The organism is Collinsella sp. AM12-1 (assembly GCF_003472325.1).
Lineage (GTDB): Bacteria > Actinomycetota > Coriobacteriia > Coriobacteriales > Coriobacteriaceae > Collinsella.
This window is the reverse complement of record NZ_QRLS01000001.1, coordinates 117,478-140,330: the sequence shown is the minus strand read 5'-3', so window position 1 is coordinate 140,330 and position 22,853 is coordinate 117,478. Positions and strand designations below refer to the sequence as shown.

Below are 22,853 nucleotides of genomic sequence, written 5' to 3'. Positions count from 1 at the left end.
CGACGGCGTGCGGGGCGGAACCTCGTGTGTCGCAGGTACCGCCGTCGGAGCTGGCACGTCAGGCGCTCGAGACGGTGGCAGAGAAGCTGCCGCGTGAGCTGGTAGAAAACGATCTGCTGAAAAAGATCGCCCGTTCATGGGCATCGCTGGCTCCGGCGCATCGACTTGGCCTCGTGATCGAAGATGCTTCGGGGCGTTTGGCGTTTCTGCTGCTATCGAGCGGTGTCTGCTGCGTTTTACTAACGATAGTGTCGTTATCGCCCCTCGGATTTGCCTTGGGACTTGTTGCTCCGTTTGCCGTTGGCGCCGCCCGGGATGGCTTTGAGAGCCGGCGTGAGCAACACGATGCAGAAGAGGCCATGCCCGAGGCGTTTACCGCGCTTTCCATGTCGCTTGCCTCGGGGCACTCTCTTGCCCAGGGCATGCGCTTTGTGGGCGCTCATGCGCAAGAGCCGGTGCATACCGAGTTTTTGCGGGTAGCGGCGGCGATCGATTGCGGTATCTCGGCGACCGACGCGCTCGATGACTTGCTCGTGCGCATCGACGCTCCCGGCCTTTCGCTTGTGACCTTGGCGCTTAAGGTGTCTCAGCGCACCGGTGCTCCGCTTGCCGACTTACTGTCCGAGGCGTCGAGCATGGTGGGGGAGCGCATTGAGCTCAAGCGCCGCCTGGATGTTAAGACATCGCAGGCTCGCATGTCGGCGCATATGGTCGCGGCGATGCCGGCGGGCATGTGCGCGGTGTTGGCGCTGCTTTCGGCAGATTTTCGTCGCGGTCTTGCGATGCCTGCCGGCGCGGGCGCTGTGATGCTGGGTCTTGCCCTCAACGCCGTTGCCCTGGTGGTTATCCGGCGCATTATGCGGGTGGAGCTATGAGCGCCCCGGTTGCAGTTGCGGCTTGCCTATGCGCCCTGAGTGTATTTGTCGCGACGGGTTTGGATCGGGCGGATGCACGCAAGATCGCAGGGGCCTGCAAGCGCGAGGCGGTGCTGGTCGCTGCCGCGGGTCGCTCGGTGGTCGATGCTCTGACCGCGCGAGTGAAGGACGCGATTGGGGCGGGCGGCCCGGCGCGGGTGTCGCTCGGTGAGGTGTCCGAGATGATCGACGTGGTGCGCCTGGGGCTTTCTGCCGGCCTTTCGTTTGACGCGGCGCTCGAGATTTTCTGCGCCAATCGTCGGTCGGTGCTGGCCGTCCGTCTTGAGCGAGCCTGCATGGCATGGCAGGTGGGCGTGGGGACGCGCGAGGCCGAGCTGTTGGCTGCCGCGCGTGATTTGGACGTGAGGGCGCTCGAGACCTTTGCCATCACAGTGGGGCAGGCGCTTGCCCTGGGCGCTCCGCTGGCCGAGACGCTGGCTGCTCAAAGTCGCGAGATCCGTGCGGCTCATCGCGCCGCGGTCGAGCGTGAGATCGAGCGTGCGCCCGTCAAGCTGCTGATTCCCACCGGCACGCTCATCTTGCCGGCGTTGCTTCTGTCCATATTGGGCCCGCTGCTGGGAGCAGGCGGGATGATGTAGGGAGGAATACATGAACACGATGGTCGAAGTTGCTGACAAGGCTTGGAACTGGGCTTTTTGCCGGGCGATCCGCGCTCGCCAGCATGCCAAGGAGCTGTTGCGGGAGGAGAGCGCGCAGGGTACCACCGAGTACGCCATTTTGGTGGGCGTGCTTGTGGTGATCGCGATTATTGCCATCGTTGCATTTAAAGGCAAGGTCCAAGATCTATGGAACGCTATCAGCGAGGGCATCAACAGCCTGTAGAGGGCGAGCGCCCCATCGGGGTGCTGCTGGTGTTTGCTTGCCTGACCGTGGCGATAGCGGCGGTGCTTTGGGGGCTTAACGCCGCGCGGCAGCAGCGTCCTGGGGCCGCCTTCGATTCGGGCTCAGATTCGGCGGTGGCGTCTCAAAAAGATGAGATGCGAGATGCGGACGATTCGGATGTCGCTGTCACGGCGCAAACCTTTCTGCGGACGCTCGACAAGCGGTCTGGCACTGCGACGGATTCGCCTGAGGACAACGCGATTGCGGTCCGGCTTGCATGGTCCGAGGACCGACCGATGACCGAGGCAGCGGCGGATATGTTACGCGCCTACCGCGAGGTGCCAACGGCCCAGCTCGCCCTGAGCGGCTATCTCGATATTAGGGGCAACGTATGGGGCGCCATCGTGCGCGATGGGCGCGGCTGGGTCGATATGGTGACGGTTGCCGCGGATACTGGCGATGCTTCGTGTCGTCTGCGCGTGATCCGCCTGAGCCCGCAGGCATCGAACTCAAAGGAGGGATCGTGAAATGCATGGCGTTCTGCGTGAAGAGGTTGCCCAAGCGACCGTGGAATACGCCATCGTCACGGTGGCGCTGTTATCGATCGTGCTGGCGATTGCGGGACTTTGGCGTGCTGGCACCGATGGGCGCTTGGCGGCGCTGGTCGAGCGGGCGGCATCCCATGGCGTTGCCTCGATGTCGGTTATCGACGCCGCTGCGGGCGCTAAGGACATCGCGTTGTATTGATATCGCGTGCGAGGACCGGGCGCAGTCTACGGTCGAGGCCGCTTTTTTGCTGCCGACGTTTCTGACGCTCATCCTTCTCGCACTGCAACCGGTGTGCCTGCTCTATACGCGCGCGGTCATGGAGTCTGCCGCCGCCGAGACCGCGCGGCTCATGACCACGACGACGGCGGAGGACGACGATCTTAAGGAGTTCACCCGCCGCCGGCTTGCCGCAGTGCCCAACGTTTCGATCTTTCATGCCGGCGGGCCGCTGTCGTGGGATATCGAGCTTGGCCGGGCCGGTGCGGGTGGCGTCTCGTCCGTGTCCGTTTCCGGCGAGGTCAAGCCGTTGCCCGTGATCGGTGCGTTTGCGCAGGCTATGGGTGGTGCCGCCGAGGGCGGCTACGTTGAGCTCAAGGTCGATGTCTCGTATCAATCGCGTCCCGAATGGCTGGAGGGAGATTATGATTCGTGGATTGCTACATGGGATTAAGCGTTTCTGGTCTAGACGCGTTTTGACGCGCCGTCCGAGCTGCCATTGCAAGCGAGGCGGCTTTATGGGTCGAGCCGGTGTCGATCTGTTTATCGAAGACGGCGCCTATACCACGCTTTCTTCTGCCGTGGTCATCCTAGTGGTGCTCACATTGTTGTTTTCGTCGACCGCGGCGATATGGAGCATGTCGCGTGCCGGGGACACCCAGGTGGCGGCCGATAGCGGCGCGCTGGCGGGTGCCAACGTAGTGTCGTCCTATCACACGGCTGCCACGGTGGTTGATGCGAGTATCTTGAGTCTGGGGCTGGCGGGGTTTGCCACGATCGGGACGGGCCTGGTCGCCATCCTCATCCCGGGTGCCGAGCCGGTTGCCGGCAATATGGTCGACACCGGGATCGAGATCATTAAAACGCGCAACAAGTTTGCCAAAAGCGCATCGGAAGGCTTACAGAAAATCGAGACGGCTCTGCCGTATCTGATCGCCGCGCGTGCCACGCAGGCGGTGTCGGCGCAGGATACCGATAGTGTGACCTATACCGGTACGGCGCTTGCCGTGCCCAGGACATCCGAGTCGGACTTTGCTGCGCTCAAAGGGTCAGAGATCTCGACCGATACCATTAAAGACACATCAGATGATTTAGAGCGTGCGGCCGAGGAGCTGCGGAAGGCCTCGGAGGAGACGGCGAAGGCAAAGGAGCGCGCTTGGCTGGCGGATTGTGGTGGGTCTGACAAGGGCTCGGTCGGCAGCTGTTCTTGTATGTGGGAGCGCGCAAAAAGCCTAACGGATCTTTCCGGTGTTCAAAATCCGCATTACTCATCGAGCGTTACGTGGGAGCCTCAAGTTGCCCTTGATCGCGCGAAGGACTACTACCATTGGCGTCTGACAAATGAGAAGCCCCGCGGCTCGAGTGTCGAGATGAAGGCAGAGTCTGCGGCGCGTAAGGCGTTTTATACCTATGCGAACGCGGAGGTCGATCGGGCATATATAACCGAGAACGGAGACAGGGTTTCCTCCTATATTCCGCTGCTGCCGCGCAACTCTGATGAGGTTCGGGCGACGGAACTCTATACCGATGCGGTGTGGCCGACTAGCGTAAACGATGACAAGGCGTATCTGCATTACGGGACGACCTGCCCTAACTATAAGAAAGGGACGCCGAGCGGATTTGCTTCGGTTGCCGATTACGATGGACAGGATAAATGCAGCAAATGCCATTTTGGCGTTTTGTCGCTTGGTGCTGTTGCGGCGCCTTCAACCTCTATCGAAAACGGCTTCGAGTATCACTTTGACAAGTTTAAAGACGCCCTGGAGGACTACGTCGACTGTCGCAACAAGGAGCTCGAGCTCGAGCGTCAGACCGAGGACGAAGCCGACCGTGCGGGCAATGCGTTTGACCAGGCCATTAAAGCGCTTTTGGGCGAGCGTCCGCGTATCGCTCCGCCCGGTCGCAACGGCGTGGTTGCCTTTGCGGTTTCGGGTGCCATCTCGAGCCCCGATGAGCTCAACTCTTCGTTTAACACGGCAGTCAGGCTTGGCGATCGCGGTGCCATCTCTGCCGCGGTGCTGGCGCCCGATGAGGCGACGGCGCAAAACAACGTGCTTTCGCGATTTTTCTCGACATTGAAGGAACGCTCGGGTGGCGTTGCCGGCGTACTCGATGGCGTCATGGATGTCTGGGGACGGCTGCTTGTGGGATACGGAGACATCCAAGGTTCGGCCGACGAACTTATGGACGAGATGATTAAAGGCCTAGGAGGGGGCAGCGGCGCGTTGGGCTCCATCGCATCGTGGCTCGGCGATACCGTTTCGGCGTCCGTGGCGGCGCTGGGTTTGGAACCGTGCGACTTGCGCCTGCGAAAGCCGGTGCTGACTGATTCCGCCAACGTCATTAAGAGCCCGGGGTCTGACATTGCTGGTCTCTCTCAAGCGCAAGACAAACTGCGAAGTATTCCGTTGGGCGTGACCGATCCCAAGGCGCTTTGCGAGGCGTTGGAATATCAAGTCGAACGCACCATCAGCGGTACGGTGTTCACGCTTGCGGAGATTCCTCTGCCCGGCGGCGGCTCCATCCCGCTCACCGTCGATGTCGCCACGCTGGTTGGCGCTCTGGGCGGTGGGTCGTAATGAGTATCCGCATGCGTCTGCGCGAGGAGCGCGCCCAAGCGACGGTGGAGATAACAGTGGTTACGCCCGTTTTGCTGGTGCTGGCACTCATCGTATACAACGTCATGATCTATGCCAGCGCTGTCGCGCGCTTCGACCGCGTGGTGCCCGACATCGTGTTGGCGCACGCCGTGGCGCCGAGCGGGGAGGGCGACGAAAGCTCTGTCGATGCCTCGGCGACGGTCCGGACTCAAATTCTGAATGCCATGGAAGGCTATGACTTGCAGATCGAAGTGTCGAGCGAGCAAGGCGCGGAGGCATCGGATGGGGGCCTGCTCTCCCTATCCGGTACGTTTAGGACCTACACCTGCACCATGCACTATGAGCCGTGGCCGACTTCTCTCAGCATCGCTGGCGTTCCGCTGGGGGCGCCGACAACGTTGTCGCACGAGCGCGCGGTGACGGTCGATCCATGGCGTCCGGGGGTGGTCATGTGACCGCGGTCTCGTCCTACATCGCCTACGCGCGGGCACTCAATAGGCTGGGCTGGACGTCGGCCGAGTTTGCGGTGGCGGAGTCGTTTGCCGTGCGCCTGCGCGGCATGCTGGGACGGTGTCCGGTTGCCGCCAACGGTCTGCCGCTCGTCATGGCATTTCCACGCTGCTCTTCGGTCCATACGTGTTTTATGGCCTATCCCATCGATATCGCCTTTATCGATGCACGTGGCTATGTCCTCGTATGCTACGAAAACGTACGTCCCTGGCGTATGTGCTCCTGCCCCGGCGCCTGGGCCGTACTAGAGCGTCCTTCAATCATTGTTTCGACCCCTGCTCTCCAACGCGTGCCGGCTTAAGAATTGGCGACAGCGGACTTTCGTCATACGAAATTGGGTAAGATGGGGAGGAGATGCATGGATGTCGAGATCCATCCCAACGCCAAAAAGCACCTGACGGAAGGGGTCGATGATGGGCAAGACGTATACGGCCGCTAATGGTCAGGTTGTAACGGATGAAATGATTGACGCGTGGTGCGAGTCGTACGAGCGCGGAGAGTTTCCGGATGGCGAACACACCGTTGGTGGGATTGTGCATGGACGGCCCCCACTCTCAGGTGAGGGGACGGCAACGCTGTCGGTCAAGATTCCTCTGGGAATGAAGGAGGCCATTCGTCGACGGGCGGCTGCCGAGGGGATGACGCCAAGTGAGTTTGCCCGTGCGGCTCTGAGTGAAAAACTTCTTGCTGCCGGCTGATGCCTCTGACGTGCCGATTTATAGAACCGAGGCTGTGCTCAAAAACTTTTTTAAAATTCTCGGTTGACCGGAACGCGTCCTTGGTTATACTAATCAAGCCTTGAAACAAGGCACACCTCAAATGGCTGGGTAGCTCAGTTGGTAGAGCAGAGGACTGAAAATCCTCGTGTCAGGGGTTCGATTCCCTTCCCCGCCACCTTGAATTGACTAGGACCTCTGCAAAGGGGTCCTTTTCTTTTATATGGCTCCTGCACGGAATCGAACCCCGTGAGGGCGCGGAGCTGAGTAAACGCGTAAGCGTTTGCCAGCGCAGCTCGCAAGGCGCGCAAGCGCCGCAGCGGTCCGTCCGCGCAGCGCGCGGACGCGATTCCCTTCCCCGCCACCTTGAATTGACTAGGACCCCTGCAAAGGGGTCCTTTTCTTTTATCGAGGGCTCTGCGGAAAACGCATCCCAGACATTCCTCCCGCTTTTGCGCCACTTTTCAGACCGTTCGCTCGCCTGTCCGCACGCGCGGGTATACTCAAAACGATACTTTTCCTATGCAATACGATGCAGGCTCGACCTGCATGATTCGAAGGGGGCAGTGATGGAGAGGATACTCGGCGTTAATCTCTCTGGCTGGTTTATTCCCGAGCCTTGGGTGACCCCGTCGCTGTATGCAGCGACCGGTGCATCCAACGCGGCCGAGCTGCAGGAGGCTATGGGCACCGCCGCCTATAACGAGCGCATGCGCCGTCATTACGAAACGTTTGTGAGCGAGGACGATTTTCGCCGCATGGCGCAGATTGGCCTCAATGCCGTGCGTCTGCCGGTGCCCTGGTATGCCTTCGGCTCGCAGGAGTCCGATGCGTCCTACATCTCGGTTGTCGACTACATCGATCGCGCAATTGAGTGGGCCGCCAAGTACAACATCCGTGTTCTGCTCGACCTGGCGACAGTGCCAGGTGGCCAGGGCGATTCCAACGATTCGCCCACCACGCCGGAGGCTGTTGCCGAGTGGCATTCGTCCACCAACGGCCGTCATGTCGCGCTCGACGTGCTCGAGCGCTTGGCCGAGCGTTACGGCGAGGCCGAGAGCCTGCTGGGCATCGAGCTGCTGGACACGCCGCAGATGAGCGTCCGCAAGAGCCTCTTTACCATGACGGATGGCATTCCGGCTCACTACCTGCGCAACTTCTATCGCGATGCCTATGAGCTCGTCCGTTCGTATATGCCAGAGGACAAGATCGTCGTCTTCTCGTCTTCGGGGTATCCCAGCGAGTGGAAGCATTTTATGCGCGGCGCCAAGTACAAGAACGTCTATATGGACCTTCACCTGTACCATTACCGCGACGAGCATGCGCTCGACATCACGAGCCCCCGCGGACTGACGACGGCGATTTCGCGTAACAAGCGCGAGCTCAAAGAGGCGATTTCGACGGGGTTCCCCGTGCTGGTGGGCGAATGGTCGGGTGCGGCAATCTTTGCCAACTCGTCGGTTACGCCCGAGGGCCGCAATGCCTACGAGCGCGTGTTTATCGCCAACCAGTTGGCTTCGTTTGCACCGGCTGCCGGTTGGTTCTTCCAAACGTGGAAGACCGAGAAGCGCATTGCGGCGTGGGACGCCCGCGCGGCGCTCGGTACGCTCGAGCGCGGCATGATTGAATAGGTTGATATGACGCAGAACAGCGCCCATACGGGCAAACTCTATGTGGTCGGAACGCCCATCGGTAACTTGGGCGACCTGTCCCCGCGCGTTGGCGAGGCGTTTGCCGCCGCCGATGCCATTTGCTGCGAAGACACGCGTGTGACGTCAAAGCTGCTGATGCACCTGGGCATTTCCAAGCCGCTTGTCCGTTGCGACGAGAATGTGATCGCCAGCCGCGCCGCCGGCCTGGTCGACCGCCTGCTGGCGGGGGAGACCCTCGCTTTTGCCTCGGACGCCGGCATGCCGAGTGTGTCCGATCCCGGCCAGGCGCTGGTCGAGGCGGCGCGTGAGGCCGATGTGCCCGTCGAGGTTATTCCCGGGCCCTCTGCTTGCGTCACGGCGCTCGTTTCGTCCGGTATTCCTTGCGAGCATTTTTTCTTCGAGGGCTTTTTGGGCCGAAAGCACGGCGACCGTGTGCGCCGTTTGCAGCGCCTTGCCGTGGTGCCCGGCGCACTCATCTTCTACGAGTCTCCACATCGCATCGTGGCGACGCTCGAGGCCGTGGCGGAGGTCTTTCCCCAGCGTGAGGTTGCCGTCTGCCGCGAACTCACCAAGCTGCACGAGGAGGTCTTGCGCGGGCCCGCTGACCAGCTTGCCGAGGAGCTGCGTGCTCGCGGCGAGGTAAAGGGCGAGATTGCGCTGGTCATCGCGCCACCGAGCGAGGATGAGGAGGCCGGTATCGTGCCGGTCGGCGCCACGGCAGCGGATCCCGACGAGGCCCTGCGCGAGGATATCCGCGCCGCGCTCGAGGAGGGGGAGCCCGCGTCTGCGGTGGCCAAGCGCCTGTCTCAGAAGTATTCGCGCCGCAAGCGCGATGTCTATGCCATGGTGCTCGATATGCAATAGATGGAGGATATTCAGCCCTTGCGCTAGAATCATCCCCTGTATGCAACGTTTTTCTGGAGGACAAACCCCATGGATCAAAGCAAGCCTTCGTTCTTTATCACGACGCCCATCTACTACGTCAACGCCGATCCGCACCTGGGTACGGCTTATTCCACCATCATCGCCGATGTTCAGGCTCGTTATCGCCGCTCTGCCGGCTACAACGTCAAGTTCCTGACCGGCATGGACGAGCATGGCGAGAAGGTCGCCGAGGCCGCAGCCAAGCACAACATGACGCCGCAGGAGTGGACCGACAGCCAAGCCCCGCACTTCAAGGAGCTGTGGAGCAAGCTCGAGATCTCCAACGACGACTTCATTCGCACCACCGAGCCGCGCCAGCATCATGCCGTGCAGTACCTGTGGGAGCGCATGAAGGAGTCCGGCTACCTGTATAAGGGCAGCTACGACGGTTGGTATTGCGTGCCTGACGAGACCTACTTCACCGATACGCAGGTCCAGAAGGGTGACGAGGAGTACGGCAGCGTCGGTCAGCACCTGTGCCCCGATTGTCACCGTCCGCTTGAGCGCGTGCAGGAGGAGTCTTATTTCTTTAAGCTCTCCGCCTTCCAGGACAAGCTGCTCAAGCTCTATGACGAGCACCCCGACTTTGTCGAGCCTGCGTTCCGCATGAACGAGGTGCGCAGCTTTGTCGAGGGCGGCCTCAACGATCTTTCCGTGAGCCGCACGAGCTTTGACTGGGGCATTCAGGTTCCGTTTGATGAGGGCCACGTGACCTACGTGTGGTTCGACGCCCTGCTCAACTATATGACGGCTGTCGGCTACGGCGTCGACACCGACGAGGCCCGTGCCGAGCTGGCCTATCGCTGGCCCGCGCAGTTCCACATCGTGGGTAAGGACATCATCCGCTTCCACTGCGTCATTTGGCCCGCCATGCTCATGGCCATCGGCGAGGCCCTGCCCGAGCATGTCTTTGCCCACGGCTTCCTGACCGTGCGCAACGCCGAGACCGGCAAGGCCGAGAAGATGTCCAAGAGCCGCGGCAACGCCATCGCTCCGCAGGACGTCATCGACATGCTGGGTGTCGAGGGCTATCGCTATTACTTCATGACCGACGTGGTGCCCGGCACCGACGGCGCCATCAGCTTCGATCGCATGGAGCAGGTCTACAACGCCGACCTGGCCAACAGCTGGGGCAACCTTATCTCGCGTTCGCTCAACATGAGCGGCAAGTACTTTGACGGCTGCGCGCCCGCCAAGCCCGCATCGTTCGATGCGTTCGACAATCCGCTGGCAAAGATTGCCGATGGCCTGGTCGAGCGCTATATGGCCAAGATGGACGTGCTCGATTACGGTGGAGCCAAGGACGAGGTCATGGAGCTCATCCACGCCGCCAACCATTACATCGAGGACTCCGAGCCCTGGGCGCTTGCCAAGGACGAGGCTAAGGCTGATGAGCTCGCGTTTGTGATCTACAACCTGCTCGAGGCCATCCGCATTGCCGCTCACCTGCTGATGCCGCTCATGCCCCAGACTTCTGCCGAGGCCCTGCGCCGTCTGTCCTGCGAGGACGAGGCCGCAAGCGACGACCTCAAGGGCATTTGCGCTTGGGGCCTGCTTGCCGGCGGCGCTCCCGTCGAGAAGGGCGAGCCGCTGTTCCCGCGTCTGGCGTAGAGACCGCGCGGGCGCCATATCGGCAATTTGCTGTTTAGATGTAAGGGCATGGCCGCAACGGTCCATGCCCTTTTGCTTCGAGACGTCGCCACCATGCTAAGGAGGCAACCATGACAACTTCGCCTTTGGCAAACCCCACGGCTACCAGGGAGCTGCTGGAGGAGTTTGGCCTTGCGACCAAGCATCGCCTGGGCCAGAACTTTCTAATCGACAATCATGTGATCGAGCGTATCTGCGAGCTTGCCGAGCTTGCAGGTGACGAGCGCGTACTCGAGGTGGGTCCGGGTTGCGGTACGTTGACACTTGCGTTGCTGCAGGAGGCTGCGTGCGTCACGTCGATCGAGGCCGATCCCGAGCTCGAGCCGGTGCTCGATGCCCATGCTGCCGACTATGCAAACTTTCGCTTCATTATGGGCGATGCGCTCAAGGTGACGCCGGAGCAGATTGAGCAGACTGCCGGCGGTGACCCCACGGTATTTGTCGCGAACTTGCCCTATAACGTGGCGGCGACGATCATCCTGCAGTTCTTCCAGACGATGCCCGCGCTCAAGCGTGCCGTCGTCATGGTTCAAAAGGAGGTTGCCGATCGCATTGCCGCGATGCCGGGCAACAAGACCTATGGCGGCTATACGGCAAAGCTCGGCCTGTATGCGCAGGTGACGGGTCGCTTTGAGGTGCCGCCGCGCTGCTTTATGCCGGCGCCGCATGTGGACTCAGCCGTCGTGCGCATCGACCGCGTTGAAGGCGTGGTGCCCGAGGGACTCGATCGCGAGTTTGTGGCCCGTGTGATCGACGCCGCATTTGCTCAGCGTCGCAAGACTATCCGCAATTCCATGAGCGCCAACGGCTTTGCCAAGGATGTGCTCGATGCCGCCTTTGAGGTTTGCGGTATCGCGCCGACCACGCGAGCCGAGACACTCGATGTTGCCGACTTTGTCCGTCTGGCCCAGGAGCTCATCCATGACGCCTAATGCCGAACGTGTGACGTTTACCAAGAAAAAGAAAACGGTCGCCTGTCCGGAGCCGCTGGCGCCGCTTGCTGACACTCATGCGCACCTGCTTTCGTTTTGGGGCAAGGAAGTGCCCGAGACGCTCGTGCGCGCTAAAGCCGCGGGCGTCGACCTGTTGGTGACGATCTTCGACCCCATTGCCGATAAGCGCAGTGTGGCGGACTATAGCGACTGGCTAACGCACGAGATTCTGCCAATGCAGAATATTCCGCAGATTAAATATCTTGCCGGCGTGCATCCGTATGGCGCGCCAGACTATACCGACGACGTTCACGCGCAGGTTGTTGCTGCGCTCGATGACCCCTTGTGTGTCGGTATCGGCGAGATCGGCCTGGACTACCACATGGACTATGACGACGATATCGCGCCGGCATCCCATAACGTGCAGATTGACTGCATGGCGCGCCAGCTCGAGCTTGCCGTGTGCCGTAACGTGCCGGTGGAGCTGCATCTGCGCCACGAGGACACGGACCATGAGCGTGCCTCGCACGTTGACGCCTACAACGTGCTTCGTGAGGTGGGCGTGCCTCAGGCCGGTTGCGTGCTGCACTGCTTTGGCGAGGATCGTGCCACGATGGAGCGCTTTGTGGAGCTGGGCTGCTATATCGCCTATGGCGGTGCGGCCACCTTTAAGCGCAATGACGATGTGCGCGAGGCATTTGCGGCAACCCCACTCGATCGAATTTTGTTCGAGACGGATTGCCCGTATATGGCTCCGGAGCCCATCCGTGGTCTTGAATGCGAGCCCGCAATGATCTCCATTACGGCAAACGCACTGGTCAACGACCGTGTCGATCGCGCTGGTGAGGATGCCGAAACAATCGCGCGAGCAGCTTGGGAAAATGCCTGCAAACTTTTTCAAAAATAGTTCTTGCGTTCACGGTGGCGCTCCGTTATTCTAATTCCTGCACGCGGGCGTGGCGGAATTGGCAGACGCGTACGGTTCAGGTCCGTATGGGGGCAACCCCATGAAGGTTCAAGTCCTTTCGCCCGCACCATTGATTGAAAAAGCTCCCAGCAATGGGGGCTTTTTTGTTATGTGCCCATCGCGGGGACTTGAACCTGCGAAGGAGCGAGCGTAAAGAAAACGCGGAGCGTTTTTAGCGAGCTGGCGAGTCCGCCGGCAGGCGGGCGAAGCCGGTGCGGATCCGCGCTTCGGGTTCAAAGACGCGATTTTGACCCAAATACGCTGTTACTAAACTGGTAACAGTACTCATATTTGGTCTTTTTTGCCCACGGGCCCTCTTGTTGGCGTTACGTTGCTGCTCCGTGCGGGTATCCTAGATCCAACGTGTGCCTATCAGAGGAGAGACCATGCTGTTATCCGGTATCATCGCTGCCCTTACGAGCCTTCTACTTCCCATCATCATCTTGCTGCTCCTGCTTCCCAACGCCTGCTATGTCGTTGAACAGCAGCACGCTGTGATCATCGAGCGCCTGGGCAAGTTTAACCGTATCGTCAACGCGGGCTTCCACATGAAGGTACCCGTGATCGACCGTAAGGCCGCCACGGTGAGCCTGCGCACCATGAAAAACGGTTTTGGCATCGACGTTAAGACCCAGGACAACGTGACCATCGGTCTTGAGGTCTCCGCTCAGTACCACGTGAGCTATGACATGGGCGCCGGCCCGGCAGATTCGGGCATCTATAAGAGCTACTACATGCTGCAGGAGCCCGTCGACCAAATGCGTGACTTCATCACCGATGCCCTGCGCTCTTCCATTCCCGTCTACACGCTCGATGAGGTCTTTGCCAAAAAAGACGATATCGCCAAGGACGTCAACGCCACCGTGTCCGAGCAGATGGCCGCCTACGGCTTCACTCTCGTGTCGACACTTATCACCAAGATCGCGCTGCCGACCGAGGTCGAGAACTCCATGAACGACATCAACGCCGCCCAGCGCAAGCGCGCTGCTGCGCAGGAGCTCGCCGAGGCCGACCGCATCAAGCGTGTCACCGAGGCGACCGCCGAGGCCGAGGCGATGGAAAAGGCGGGCGAGGGCATTGCCAACCAGCGCAAGGCCATTGCGCTGGGCATCAAGGATTCGCTCGAAATCATCCAGGAGACGGGTGTCGGCAACGACGAGGCCAACCAGCTGTTCATGTTTACGCAGTGGTCCGAGATGATGACGGAGTTCGCTCGCACGGGTAAAACCTCGACGGTCGTGCTGCCGAGCGATTTCTCGCAGTCGGCCTCGATGTTCGAGCAGATGCTGACCGCCGGCAAAGTTCAAAACGATTCGAAGGAGTAGACGCGCGTGAAATACACCGTCGTTTGCGTCGGTAAGCTCAAGGAGCGCTTTTGGAAGGACGCGTGCGCCGAATACACCAAACGCCTAGGCGCCTATGCCAAGGTAGATATACGCGAGGTTGCCGATATCGATCCGGCCAAGGCGGGCGGCGTGGATGCCGCGCGCGACAAAGAGGGCGCGGCGATTCTTGCTGCTCTGCCACCGCGGGCACATGTGATTCTGCTGGCTATCGAGGGCAAGGAGCGTTCGAGCGAGGAGCTCTCGACCCGTCTTGATGACCTCATGCTGCGAGGCAACAGCGACATCGCTTTTGTAATCGGCGGATCGGACGGCGTGTGCGATGCCGTGCGCGCCCGCGCCGATGAGATGCTCAGCTTTGGACGCATTACCTTGCCGCACAACCTGGCGCGCGTGGTGCTGCTGGAGCAGATCTACCGCGCCTGCAAGATTAGCCGTGGCGAGCCGTATCACAAGTAGGTCGGCAATACGAAACAATGCCGTGGGACAATAGCCTTCGTTTTGAGGAACGCATCTGAGAGGACTGTGTGATATGAAGATTGGATTTGTCGGTTTTGGCAATATGGCGAGCGCTATGGCCGATGGCTGGATTGTTGCCGGTGTGGCAGCGGGCGACATGTGCGCCTGCGCGGGCCGCTACGATGCTCTGGTTGAGCGTTGCGAGGCGCGGGGCATGGCTGCCTGCCACGATGCGGCGGAGGTTGTCGCCGCATCCGATATCGTGGTCGCTGCGGTCAAACCGTACATGATTGAGAAGGTCTTCGCTCCACTCAAGGATGCGCTTGCCGACAAGGTCGTCCTTTCGGTCGCCTGGACCTGGGATAGTTCCAAGTGGGAACGGGTCCTGCCAGATGTCGCTCACATCTCGACGGTGCCCAACACGCCGGTCTCGGTGGGTGAGGGCGTTATCGCCTGCGAGAAGGCTTCCACGCTTAGCGATGAGCAGCGTGCCATGGTGCTCGGTCTGCTCGGAAAGCTTGGCACGGTGGTCGAGCTCGATTCGAGCCTGCTGTTTGTGGGCGGCACGGTGGGTGGTTGCGCTCCGGCGTTTGTCGCCATGGCAATCGAGGCCCTGGGCGATGCGGCGGTCAAGCACGGTATCCCGCGTGCGGATGCTTATCGCATTGTGAGCCAGATGGTGCTGGGTACGGCAAAGCTGCAGCTTGCAACTGGCCAGCATCCTGCGGCGATGAAGGATGCCGTATGCTCGCCCGGCGGTGCCACCATCAAGGGCGTCGTTGCACTCGAGGACGCCGGCATGCGCAGCGCCCTGGTCAAGGCAATCGACGCAACCCTCCAGTAAAACCGACCAAAAAAGGGACAGGTTTATGTTGGCAGGTTTTTCCTGCGGTTTTGTCCTTTTAGCGAAAAGTGCCCCGCAACTGGCTCAATTCCAGTTGCGGGGCACTTGCGTTTGCCCAGATAAAACCGACCAAAATAAACCTGTCCCTTTTTGGCAGGTTAGTCCCAGAAGCTGTCTTCTTCGTCCTCGGACTTGGGGCCGCGGTCGACATACATCTTATGGGTGCGCTTCTCCATTACAAAGGCAATAATCGCAAACAGCAGGATGCCGCCGGCGAAAAGGATGGCAAAACCGGTGCGGGTGCCAAACAAAAAGGAAAAAACTGCGTCCATTGGGTGCCTTCTTGCGTAGTTGAGTTGGGTCGTAAACGCTCATAAGTATATACTTGCCCATACATGTACAAGGTTGCAACCTAAATGGAATGTATATCGCCGGAGGATCTAATGCTTGATATCAAGTTTGTTCGCGAGAACCCCGATGCCATCGATGTCGCCATGGCTAACCGCCAGACGTCTTGGGATCGCGAGAAGTTCTTTGAGCTCGACGACGAGCGTCGTGCCGTCATCACCGAGGTTGAGGAACTTCAAGCCACGCGCAATGCCGAGTCCAAGAAGATCGGCGCCCTGATGAAGGAGGGCAAGAAGGACGAGGCCGAGGCCGCCAAGGAGGCCGTGCGCGCCGTCAACGAGAAGATTGACGGTCTGGCCGAGCGCCGCACCGCCCTCGAGCAGGAGCAGTACGACTTCATGGCTCACCTGCCCAACATTCCCTGCGAGGCCACGCCGTACGGCAAGGACGAGGACGAGAACATCGAGCGCCGTCGTTGGGGCACCCCGCGCGAGTTCGACTTCGACTTTAAGCCGCACTGGGATCTGGGCACCGACCTCGACATCCTTGACTTCGAGCGCGGCAACAAGCTCTCCGGCAGCCGCTTCACCGTTCTCGGTGGCGCCGGCGCCCGTCTTGAGCGCGCCCTCATCAACTTCTTCCTCGATACGCACACCAGCCGTGGTTTTAAGGAGTGGTGGCCGCCCATCGTCGTCAAGCGTCAGACCATGTTCGGCACGGGCCAGCTGCCCAAGTTCGAGGACGACGCCTATCACGTCTCGGGCGACAACTTCCTGATCCCCACCGCCGAGGTCGTGCTCACCAACCTGCACGCCGGTGAGGTCCTCGACGCCGACACCCTGCCGCGCCGCTACACCGCCTTCACCCCCTGCTTCCGCGAGGAGGCCGGTTCCGCCGGTCGCGATACCCGTGGCATCATCCGTCAGCACGAGTTCGACAAGGTCGAGATGGTCAAGTTCGCTAAGCCGGAGGAGTCCGACGAGGAGCTCGAGAGCATGACCGCCGAGGCCGAGTACCTGCTGCAGCAGCTGGGCCTTCCGTATCGCGTGATTAGCCTGTGCACCGGCGACTTGGGCTTCTCTGCCCGTCAGACCTACGACATCGAGGTCTGGCTGCCGAGCTACAACGCCTACAAGGAGATCAGCTCCTGCTCCAACTGCGGTGACTTCCAGGCTCGCCGCGCCAACATCAAGTATCGCGACCCCGAGAACTTCAAGGGTTCGCGCTATCTGCACACCCTCAACGGTTCCGGCCTGCCGGCTGGCCGTACCATGGCTGCCATTCTGGAGAACTACCAGAACGCCGACGGCACCATCACGATCCCCGAGGTCCTGCGTCCCTACATGGGCGGCCTCGAGAAGATCGAGCCGGTCGCGTAGATTGGCTGCATAAGCGATTTGCTAGGGCACTCCTTTTTGGGGTGCCCTTTTTGTGTGCGGCCATACCATGCTGTGCGGACAGCTCAATAGAAAACACACGAACAACTGTTCTGTATACAGCCATCTACCTGCTATGCTTTTGCTAAATAAGAGCGAGAGAAAGGGGACGCGATGGAGCTGTTTGATGATCGGGTGGTTTTGTTTGAGAGCGACGAGGGCGGGGAGTACCTGCTTGTGACGTGTGAGCCGTCTGGCATGGGTGGCCTGGTGGTTCGACAGACGAGCGAGGGTCCGTTGACCCAATGGTGCTACGAGGAGTCGCCGCATGTGGTTGAGACGTTTGTGGCGCACGAGGGGCTTGTGGCCCTGGAGCATTTCTATGGGGTCCGGACATCTAACCAGGTTGCTCGCATGTTGAGTATCTCGTTTGCCGATTATGATTGTGCCCAGCGGGTGAGATCGCTCCTGAGGGAACTTGATGCTAAGTTTGACGTGATCGAAAAGCCAATCGATCGTACGGGGAACGACGGTATATGCGGAGCAGCATGACAAAACTGCGTTTCACAAAAAAGTTTGAGATTGTGCTTGACTCCAATAAGCTAAAGTGGTTTTATATATCTTGCGCTGCGGCGTTACCTCAGCTGGATAGAGGGTCTGACTACGAATCAGAACGTCATAGGTTCGAATCCTATACGCCGCACCAATTGAACTTGAAGCCTCCGGCAACGGGGGCTTTTCTTTTTTGGAGACCAGACAGGGATTCGAACCTCGGTCGAGGCGCGAGCGTGAAGCGGACGCGGAGCGTCCGTAGCGAGCGGGCGAGCACGCCGGCAGGCGGGCGAAGCCGGCGCGGATCCGCGGAACGGATGCGCGGAATCCTATACGCCGCACCAATTGAAATTCAAAGCCTCCGGCAACGGGGGCTTTTCTTTTATGGCAACACCGCATGGATTCGAACCTCGGTCGAGGCGCGAGCGTCTTAATCATCACTTCGTAAAATTTTTCCAAATTGTCGCTTGACCCATCGAGGGGTCACGTGCATAATAATCCGTGCGTTGCGGCGTTACCTCAGCTGGATAGAGGGTCTGACTACGAATCAGAACGTCATAGGTTCGAATCCTATACGCCGCACCAACTGAACTTTAAAGCTCCCGGCGACGGGGGCTTTTCTTATATCGCGATGCGTCGAAGATCGCGCCAAGCCCTCCAAATGATTAAAAATCAAATTCGATAACTTTTTTTGAAAAAATGCTTGACCATTATTCAGTCTCTGTGCATAATAATCAACAAGTCGCGGCGTTACCTCAGCTGGATAGAGGGTCTGACTACGAATCAGAACGTCATAGGTTCGAATCCTATACGCCGCACCATTTGAGATTAAAGCTCCCGGCAACGGGGGCTTTTCTTTTACGTAAACACCGCATTGATTCGAACCTCGGTCGAGGCGCGGGCGTAAAGAAAACGCGGAGCGTTTTTAGCCCGCGGGCGAGCACGCCGGCAGGCGGGCGAAGCCGGTGCGGATCCGCGCAGCGGATGCGCGGAATCCTATACGCCGCACCATTTGAGATTAAAGCTCCCGGCAACGGGGGCTTTTCTTTTACGCCAGCTTGAGTGCTTTCGTCCAAAGGGACGATTTCCTGTCGACTCGTGTAAGATTCCGAGTAGATGTCGCGACTTATTCGCGACCACTCCTTCTCAAGCGACCGATCAGGGTGATATTTCGTGGCAGAGCGTCCGACATACAAGCTCAGGTTTCTCGATCCCAAGAAGCGCTTTCCGGCGATGCCCGAGCAGCCAGCGGGACGCTCGTATGGCGTGGTCTGGAAACTCTTTGGCGAGGATCAGCATGAATCTTGTTATGTCGTCGAATTCGTTGGCAAAAGCCATGTGTCGCTTTTGGGCTACGTAAGCGTTTCGGGTGAGGTGTACAAGGTGGACCGCCCCGTTAGCGAGGCTCCGCTGCCCAACGATCCCGACATGGAACTGGTCCTTGACGAGTCGGACTCCGGTATTGGTGAGATTATGGTGAGGGGAGCAAACGGCACGATGCGCGCGTGCGCGCGAACCGTCGGCTCTCCCGAAGGCCCCATGCGCGAGCAGTCCGACCACGAGACATGGAATTCGACCCGCTCCCTTCCTTACGGCGAGTTCATGGCATCGATGTTCCTGCGCTACGTGATATTCGCTGACTCCGAAAATGCCATTGCGAGCACGGCGGACGCCGGCGGACTCGACGAGGGTATGCAAAATGTTATCGACAAGATCAAGCTCGTAAAGTTGCCCGAGCCGGTCGAGGTGTTTTTGGGCTTTAACACGGCACCGCTCCCTGATGCTATCGAGACGCTGCTTTACCGCGTTGACCATGCCGAGAATCCGAGCGGTATCGAGCGCTATGCCGCCGCCCTTATGAGTGAAATTGACTTGCCCCGCTTGCGCACCATCGCCGCTAAGTCCGAGATGAGCCTGGCTCGCATCGATCGCTCAAAGCTTTTCTATCTCAATTTTGATCGTAGTCTGCTGGAGCAGGACGAAATTGACACGCTGCTCGCCATCGAGTGCCGTCTCAACCGCCTCTCCGGCATCCTTGAGCGCATCGGGGCTGGATTGGTCCCCGCGGCCTCGTCGCCGAGCCTTGAGGGCTGCGCGCTCTTCGATGCGTGGCATATCGCTAAGACGACCAACGATGTTCCCCGACTGCTCGATACGGCCTCGAGCGATAACCCGTGGGGCGAACCGGGTACGGTGGCTTGCCAACCGGGCGGTGAGTGGGATGTGCGTACCCGCTTCGCGCGTATTGTCGAGGCGCTTAACGTGGTCACGCGGCTCGACTATACCTATCGGGCAAACGTTGCCGAGGGGATTATGCTCGTTCGGTTTGGGCAGTCTGTCGTTGATGCCATGCCGCAACGTGAATACGACGCTCAAGATGACGCCTGGCACGAGCTGGACGAGGACACGCGCACGATCTGGGCCGCGGAGCACGATGCGCGCGTGGCGCTCACGCTTGCGGCAGCGTGTTTTGCCGCGGGCACCTGCATCACGCGCTGCTATGTGCAGATTGCTGCTCCCGACAGTGAGCAGGGCGAGCGCGTTGTTGCAACGTATTTCTTTGGGCGCGCGGCCTATCTGGCCGATTGCGTGCCTGTCGCCAAGGATCTTGAGAGTATAGACATGGACGATATGCCGTGCAAGCGTGTGCTTGAGGCATATGAGTCAACCGCTCCGGAGACGATTGAACCTGCGGAGGTTCATGCTCGTCCGCGTGATGACCATCGCATGCTGCCGCCGGCGCTGCGCGATCTGCTGCTTGCCGATACGGCTGACGAGCTGGAGGTCATGGAAGAGGACGACGACCCATACGTGGCCCGTGTTGTTGAATTGCGCGAGCAGGCAAAAGTCGACCGTACAGGTGCTTTTGAAGGCTTTTCCCGTCTTGTTGAGGAGTTGGAGGCTAAGTGCGCCGTCGCCGAGCTTTTGGCGACAGGTCCGGTTCAAACGCAGTTTTGCGATAACCAGCTGGTGCGCATGGTGCTACCGGTGTTGGAAGAAGACCGCTCTGTGCGAATCCTTCGTGCGCCCGATGCGCTGTACTTTGCCCAGCACGAGATCTGCAGCTTTTACGCCGAGCAAGAGGACTTTGAACGAGCACTGCCCGAGGTGCGCCATCTTTACGATCTGGCGCGCTCGTCCATGCAGTCGCACTTTGCGCTCATCAACGTGCTTGCGCGTCTGGAGCGCTTTGACGAGATTATCGAGGTGGCGCGCCACGGCCTACGTATTGCCAGCGATCGTTCTGCAATCGGCTACCTGTTCTATCGCTTGGCGTTTGCCTATTGGAATTGCGATCAGCTCGACCTGGCGCTGGCTTGTTACCGTCTGGTGCCGCGCGGCGAGGAGTCGGGCAGCAGCGCGCTGGAAGAAATGCAGGGCCTTATGAACGAGATGGGCGTCAGCGAGCCTCCGACGTTCGAGGAAGCGGTCGAGACCATCCATAAGGCTGGACTAGAGCTGCCGCCAGTGTCCGCCGTGACGAATCAGCTGGCAGATGCCGCTGTGCAACTGGTCGACAACGGTTTCTTTTTCCTGGCGCGCGGTTGTATCTTCCAAATGTGGCGCACCATGGGCAACGACGAGCTCGGCTCCCTCAACCGCTCGCTGGGGTAGGCGAAGCTTTCAAGAAGGAAAGGCTGCTAGGCAATTAGAAAATTTCCTCTTGCTCATCCTTGGCTGTTTGGTTACTATAGAACGGCTGTTACGGAGAGCTGACCGAGAGGCCGAAGGTGCTCGCCTGCTAAGCGAGTATGCCCCAAAAGGGCATCTGGGGTTCGAATCCCCAGCTCTCCGCCAGTACGAATTTGAAGAAGGGTCCCATTTGGGGCCCTTTTTATTATCAAGAATGGCGGCTGGGGATTCGAACCCTCAAAAAAAGGAGGCATCCTTTCGGACGCCTCCTTTCAGTGGACTTATTATTCTTGCGCCCTACACCTCGGGCGCCTTGGCGACGGTCTCGCTTTCTGCCGTGAGTGGGCGGTTGTCGATGCGACGGCCCAAGCGATCGAGCTTCACGAGCAGCCATTCAATGGGATTCGGCCCTGCGCCTTCCTCGTCGGCAACCAGGTCCATGACGGCGATCTTGGTGCCGTCCTGCTTGAGCGTGACGCTGCCCACCTTGTCGCCCACATGCACCGTGCCCGAAAGATCGTCGTAGCTAACCTTTTCGGTCACCTCGCCGGCAAGGGAAAACACGGTCGCTTGCGCCGTGGGATCGGCGAGTGTGGCGTCGATCGTCTTATCCGTCCAGTCGGTTTGACCAATGCGCGCCATAAGCGGGTTGCCGTTGGCGGTCTTTTCCTGTGTGTTGGCGATTGCGACCGTCACCTTGTGACCGTAGTACCAATTGGCAAGGGTTGCGGTATCGGTAAAGCGCTGGTCGGTGGTGGTGGAGTTCAAAACGACGGTGTAGATCTCGTCGCCGTCTCGGTTGTAGGCGCTCGTAAAGCAATAGCCCGCGTCGTCGGTGGTGCCGGTCTTGCCACCGATGTTGCCATCTTGGCCCAGCAAATAGTTATGCGTGTCCATGGAATGCGAATGGTCGGTGCCGTCGGCGCCCGTGACCTCGATCCAGGAATCCTCGCTCGCTACGACCTCGCGGATCGTGTCGTTTTTCATGGCCTCCTGCATCATCAGCGCTACGTCGTGTGCGGTTGAGTGCATATCGCCAGCCCACTCATCAAAGTCCAGACCATGCGGGTTTTCAAAAAGCGTACCGGTGCAGCCGAGCTTCTTAGCGCGCTCGTTCATGGCCTTCACAAAGGTTGCCTCGGCGTCTTTGGTCTTAGGGTCGATCTTCTTGCCCACATATTCGGCGAGCACGATGGCGGCGTCGTTGCCCGAGGGAATCATCAGGCCGCGCAGTGCCTGCTTCACGGTGAGCTCGTCGCCTTCGAGTAGGCCGGCTGTTGAATTGCCCACGGTGGCTGCGGCGTTGCTCACCGTGGCCTTCTCGTCCATCTTGCAATTCTCGACGGTTAGGATTGCGGTCATGACCTTGGTGATCGAGGCAATCTTGACCTGCTCATCGGCGCCGCGGGCATAGTAGACGGTGCCGTCTTTGCCCATGACGAGGGCATTGGTCGCATCGATATCGGGCAGGTTTTCGGCCGTGATGCCGCGCGCATCGGCGGTTTTGCCGCAAACATTGTCGGTCGTGAGTACTTGGGCGCCGGCGACGGTGGGCACGCCAGCGGCAAGGGCGATAGCGCAGACAAAGCCGGCGGCAAGCTGGGCTGAGCGCTTTGCAAAAGAGGTGAGGGACTTCACGGATTTCGCTTTCGACGGGATGGTCTCTTCTGGAACTAGAGTATATCGTTTGCCGGCGTCGGCGATCATCGCGTGCGTGCGTGGCCCACATCCGCGCCCGAACGGGCACAAGGGTGCTTAAGGCCGACTTAATCACCCACGCTTGTTGTGTGTGGCATGCGCCCCCTCGGGCATAATGGAGCGCGAG

The 22,853-nt window shown here is 59.8% G+C and carries 23 protein-coding genes and 6 tRNA genes; 27 read left to right on the top strand and 2 right to left on the bottom strand.

The features are described 5' to 3' along the window. The first annotated feature begins 26 nt into the window (after positions 1–26). From DW136_RS00575 to proC, 20 genes are all read left to right on the top strand, one after another. A complete protein-coding gene (locus tag DW136_RS00575) occupies positions 27–875 on the top strand; it encodes a type II secretion system F family protein (protein WP_233546502.1) in 849 nt (282 codons plus the stop codon). Continuing rightward, a complete protein-coding gene (locus DW136_RS00570; protein ID WP_118288840.1) occupies positions 872–1,513 on the top strand; it encodes a type II secretion system F family protein in 642 nt (213 codons plus the stop codon). The genes DW136_RS00575 and DW136_RS00570 overlap by 4 nt, the downstream gene beginning before the upstream one ends. Positions 1,514–1,523: 10 nt before the next feature. Continuing rightward, positions 1,524–1,757, top strand: a complete 234-nt coding sequence (locus tag DW136_RS00565) for a Flp family type IVb pilin (RefSeq protein WP_118288839.1) — start codon at positions 1,524–1,526, stop codon at positions 1,755–1,757. Continuing rightward, complete coding sequence (locus DW136_RS00560; RefSeq protein ID WP_118288838.1) at positions 1,721–2,284, top strand: hypothetical protein; 564 nt, start codon at positions 1,721–1,723, stop codon at positions 2,282–2,284. Before DW136_RS00565 ends, DW136_RS00560 begins: the two co-directional genes overlap by 37 nt. Position 2,285: 1 nt before the next feature. Further along, entirely contained in the window at positions 2,286–2,504 is a 219-nt protein-coding gene (locus tag DW136_RS00555) for a hypothetical protein (RefSeq protein WP_006235089.1), read from the top strand. After that, the gene (locus DW136_RS00550) at positions 2,440–2,976 is read left to right on the top strand and encodes a TadE/TadG family type IV pilus assembly protein (RefSeq protein ID WP_089572690.1); all 537 of its coding nucleotides are present in this window, start codon (positions 2,440–2,442) and stop codon (positions 2,974–2,976) included. The genes DW136_RS00555 and DW136_RS00550 overlap by 65 nt, the downstream gene beginning before the upstream one ends. A 64-nt stretch (positions 2,977–3,040) precedes the next feature. Beyond that, entirely contained in the window at positions 3,041–5,101 is a 2,061-nt protein-coding gene (locus DW136_RS00545) for a hypothetical protein (RefSeq protein WP_118288837.1), read from the top strand. Continuing rightward, positions 5,101–5,577 (top strand): hypothetical protein, encoded by a 477-nt coding sequence (locus tag DW136_RS00540; protein WP_118066122.1) that lies wholly within the window; start codon positions 5,101–5,103, stop codon positions 5,575–5,577. Before DW136_RS00545 ends, DW136_RS00540 begins: the two co-directional genes overlap by 1 nt. After that, on the top strand, positions 5,574–5,933 hold the full coding sequence (locus tag DW136_RS00535) for a DUF192 domain-containing protein (RefSeq protein ID WP_233546501.1): 360 nt from the start codon (positions 5,574–5,576) through the stop codon (positions 5,931–5,933). The genes DW136_RS00540 and DW136_RS00535 overlap by 4 nt, the downstream gene beginning before the upstream one ends. Before the next feature lie 112 nt (positions 5,934–6,045). After that, the gene (locus DW136_RS00530; protein WP_035137167.1) at positions 6,046–6,330 is read left to right on the top strand and encodes a ribbon-helix-helix domain-containing protein; all 285 of its coding nucleotides are present in this window, start codon (positions 6,046–6,048) and stop codon (positions 6,328–6,330) included. Positions 6,331–6,453: 123 nt separating this feature from the next. Next, positions 6,454–6,526 (top strand) — tRNA-Phe (locus DW136_RS00525). Positions 6,527–6,917: 391 nt separating this feature from the next. Next, on the top strand, positions 6,918–7,979 hold the full coding sequence (locus DW136_RS00520) for a glycoside hydrolase family 5 protein (RefSeq protein WP_118288835.1): 1,062 nt from the start codon (positions 6,918–6,920) through the stop codon (positions 7,977–7,979). Positions 7,980–7,985: 6 nt separating this feature from the next. Further along, positions 7,986–8,864, top strand: a complete 879-nt coding sequence (rsmI, locus tag DW136_RS00515; RefSeq protein ID WP_117583812.1) for a 16S rRNA (cytidine(1402)-2'-O)-methyltransferase — start codon at positions 7,986–7,988, stop codon at positions 8,862–8,864. Between the two features lie 69 nt (positions 8,865–8,933). Continuing rightward, positions 8,934–10,535 carry a methionine--tRNA ligase gene (gene metG, locus DW136_RS00510; RefSeq protein WP_118288834.1) on the top strand — a complete coding sequence of 534 codons (1,602 nt, stop codon included), beginning with the start codon at positions 8,934–8,936 and terminating at the stop codon, positions 10,533–10,535. A 110-nt stretch (positions 10,536–10,645) separates the two neighbouring features. Further along, complete coding sequence (rsmA, locus tag DW136_RS00505; RefSeq protein WP_118288833.1) at positions 10,646–11,506, top strand: 16S rRNA (adenine(1518)-N(6)/adenine(1519)-N(6))-dimethyltransferase RsmA; 861 nt, start codon at positions 10,646–10,648, stop codon at positions 11,504–11,506. After that, positions 11,496–12,413 (top strand): TatD family hydrolase, encoded by a 918-nt coding sequence (locus DW136_RS00500; RefSeq protein WP_118288832.1) that lies wholly within the window; start codon positions 11,496–11,498, stop codon positions 12,411–12,413. Before rsmA ends, DW136_RS00500 begins: the two co-directional genes overlap by 11 nt. Before the next feature lie 43 nt (positions 12,414–12,456). Further along, positions 12,457–12,543: transfer RNA gene (locus DW136_RS00495), tRNA-Leu, on the top strand. Between the two features lie 316 nt (positions 12,544–12,859). Continuing rightward, entirely contained in the window at positions 12,860–13,798 is a 939-nt protein-coding gene (locus DW136_RS00490; RefSeq protein WP_117848150.1) for an SPFH domain-containing protein, read from the top strand. 6 nt (positions 13,799–13,804) lie between these two features. Further along, complete coding sequence (gene rlmH, locus DW136_RS00485; protein WP_118288831.1) at positions 13,805–14,275, top strand: 23S rRNA (pseudouridine(1915)-N(3))-methyltransferase RlmH; 471 nt, start codon at positions 13,805–13,807, stop codon at positions 14,273–14,275. Between the two features lie 73 nt (positions 14,276–14,348). Continuing rightward, on the top strand, positions 14,349–15,119 hold the full coding sequence (proC, locus tag DW136_RS00480) for a pyrroline-5-carboxylate reductase (RefSeq protein WP_118288830.1): 771 nt from the start codon (positions 14,349–14,351) through the stop codon (positions 15,117–15,119). 158 nt (positions 15,120–15,277) lie between these two features. Here the strand turns inward: proC and DW136_RS10025 are convergent, their stop codons facing one another. Then, positions 15,278–15,451 carry a DUF6724 family protein gene (locus DW136_RS10025; RefSeq protein WP_168170424.1) on the bottom strand — a complete coding sequence of 58 codons (174 nt, stop codon included), beginning with the start codon at positions 15,449–15,451 and terminating at the stop codon, positions 15,278–15,280. Positions 15,452–15,562: 111 nt separating this feature from the next. Between DW136_RS10025 and serS the strand changes: the two genes are divergently transcribed. The 7 genes from serS to DW136_RS00445 all read left to right on the top strand — a co-directional run bounded on the left by serS (position 15,563) and on the right by DW136_RS00445 (position 21,193). Then, on the top strand, positions 15,563–16,846 hold the full coding sequence (gene serS / locus DW136_RS00475; protein ID WP_055285929.1) for a serine--tRNA ligase: 1,284 nt from the start codon (positions 15,563–15,565) through the stop codon (positions 16,844–16,846). A 171-nt stretch (positions 16,847–17,017) separates the two neighbouring features. After that, positions 17,018–17,395: a hypothetical protein gene (locus DW136_RS00470; RefSeq protein ID WP_117583806.1), complete on the top strand. Its 378-nt coding sequence runs from the start codon at positions 17,018–17,020 to the stop codon at positions 17,393–17,395. A gap of 77 nt (positions 17,396–17,472) precedes the next feature. Next, a tRNA-Arg gene (locus tag DW136_RS00465) sits at positions 17,473–17,549 on the top strand. A 354-nt stretch (positions 17,550–17,903) separates the two neighbouring features. Then, positions 17,904–17,980 (top strand) — tRNA-Arg (locus DW136_RS00460). A gap of 159 nt (positions 17,981–18,139) precedes the next feature. Next, positions 18,140–18,216, top strand: a tRNA-Arg gene (locus tag DW136_RS00455). Positions 18,217–18,568: 352 nt separating this feature from the next. Continuing rightward, positions 18,569–21,010, top strand: coding sequence for a lipopolysaccharide assembly protein LapB (locus DW136_RS00450; RefSeq protein WP_117637376.1), 2,442 nt, complete (start codon positions 18,569–18,571; stop codon positions 21,008–21,010). A gap of 92 nt (positions 21,011–21,102) precedes the next feature. Beyond that, positions 21,103–21,193, top strand: a tRNA-Ser gene (locus DW136_RS00445). Positions 21,194–21,325: 132 nt separating this feature from the next. On the opposite strand, the gene DW136_RS00440 is transcribed toward DW136_RS00445, so the two are convergent. Then, positions 21,326–22,666 carry a D-alanyl-D-alanine carboxypeptidase family protein gene (locus tag DW136_RS00440; protein WP_158551276.1) on the bottom strand — a complete coding sequence of 447 codons (1,341 nt, stop codon included), beginning with the start codon at positions 22,664–22,666 and terminating at the stop codon, positions 21,326–21,328. Positions 22,667–22,853 lie beyond the last annotated feature (187 nt).